Origin of the sequence: Comamonas sp. F1-6 (assembly GCF_039581415.1) — a bacterium.
In the GTDB taxonomy this organism is placed as follows: domain Bacteria; phylum Pseudomonadota; class Gammaproteobacteria; order Burkholderiales; family Burkholderiaceae_C; genus Comamonas; species Comamonas thiooxydans.
Genome location: NZ_JBCPWN010000060.1, coordinates 1 through 1,436, shown reverse-complemented (window position 1 = coordinate 1,436; position 1,436 = coordinate 1). Strand labels below are relative to the sequence as shown.

Here is a 1,436-nt window from a genome sequence, read left to right as displayed (position 1 = left end):
AGTATTCATCGCGCCGGAAAAAGTGGCATTGCCGCCGCCTGGGGTCTGCACACCCGCCCAAGGGCTTGTCGCGCTCTTTGCCATCAAGCGCATCACCGAAGACGATGTGCAGGCAGAAATCGCCCTCATCCCCGATGAGGTGCAGCGCTACACCGCAAAGATCGGCTACCAGCGGGCGACCATGTGGGAGCGGCAAAGCCCCACCATGCAAGCCATGGCTCAGCTGCTGCAGCTGTCCGAAAACGATCTGGACGAACTTTTCACCTATGCGGCAAGCGTGAACGTATAAAAAAGGCCCCTTTCGAGGGGTCTTTTTCATTGAGCCTGCGTGCAAGTCACCGCCACAACGGGCCGCGCTGGCTCATTCAAGCACCGGGCGCAACCATAGGGGACCAGCAACCCACCCCCTATGCAAAGCCCATGTCTCAAACGACAAATCCCAAGATCGTGACGCTGACCGTCACGCAAGAAGCCGCCCATTTCATTCTCGATTGCGTGGCTGATCGTCCTTACAAGCAAGTGGCCCCTCTGCTGGGCGAACTGCAGGCCCAGGTGCAAGTCCAGGCCAACACCCAAGGCGCTGATACCGCCGCAGCCGACAACGCCGAATCGAGCACAGAAGTGTCGGATAGCACTGCCTGCAAGGACGCGCCTGCAGCATTGGCCGCCTGAGCGCCCTCACCCCTTCCATCCCCTCATTCAAAGGAAGCCACATGGCTGCAACTGAATATCACCATGGCGTCCGCGTCATCGAGACTACGGGCGTAGGCGCGGCAATCCGCGTGGCGTCCACGGCCGTCATCGGTCTGGTGGCCACGGCCCCGGACGCCGATGACGAAGCATTCCCCATCAACACCCCTGTGCTGCTCACCAACCCTGCAGGCGGCATTGGCAAGGCCGGCGCGGGCGGCACCCTGGCCAAGGCACTGACAGCCATCAGCGGCCAATCCCGCGCCCTTGTAATCGTGGTGCGCGTGGAAGAAGGTGCAGACATTGCAGCCACCACATCCAACGTCATCGGCACCGTGACCGCCACCGGCCAGCGCACTGGCATCCAGGCACTGCTGGCGGCGGAATCCGAGCTGGGCGTAAAGCCCCGCATCATCGGCGCACCCGAGCTGGACACCAAGGCCGTGGCCAATGCCCTGGCCAGCGCTGCGCAGAAACTACGCGCCTTCACCTATGTGGCGGCACGCGATGCCACGGGCGGCTATGCAAAGACCAAAGAAGAAGCCACCACCTACCGCGAGGAATTCGGCCAGCGTGAAGTCATGGTGCTGTGGCCCAACTTCATGGCCTGGGACAGCACAGGCGGCGCCGAGGGCACAGGCGCTGCCGTCACCCTGGCAGCCCCCGCCTATGCCCTGGGTCTGCGCGCCAAGCTGGACCAGGAAGTGGGCTGGCACAAGAACATCAGCAATGCCGTCATCAACGGA

General features: G+C 62.7%; 2 protein-coding genes and 1 pseudogene. All 3 read left to right on the top strand.

Annotation, left to right across the window (positions count from 1 at the left end; translation table 11 throughout):
* Positions 1–289 (top strand): annotated as a pseudogene (locus AAIL66_RS24275) (hypothetical protein); the annotation flags it as partial.
* 131 nt (positions 290–420) lie between these two features.
* Positions 421–672, top strand: a complete 252-nt coding sequence (locus AAIL66_RS24270) for a hypothetical protein (protein WP_343497959.1) — start codon at positions 421–423, stop codon at positions 670–672.
* Positions 673–713: 41 nt separating this feature from the next.
* On the top strand, positions 714–1,436 hold a 723-nt coding region (locus AAIL66_RS24265; RefSeq protein WP_343497958.1), incomplete at its 3' end, for a phage tail sheath subtilisin-like domain-containing protein.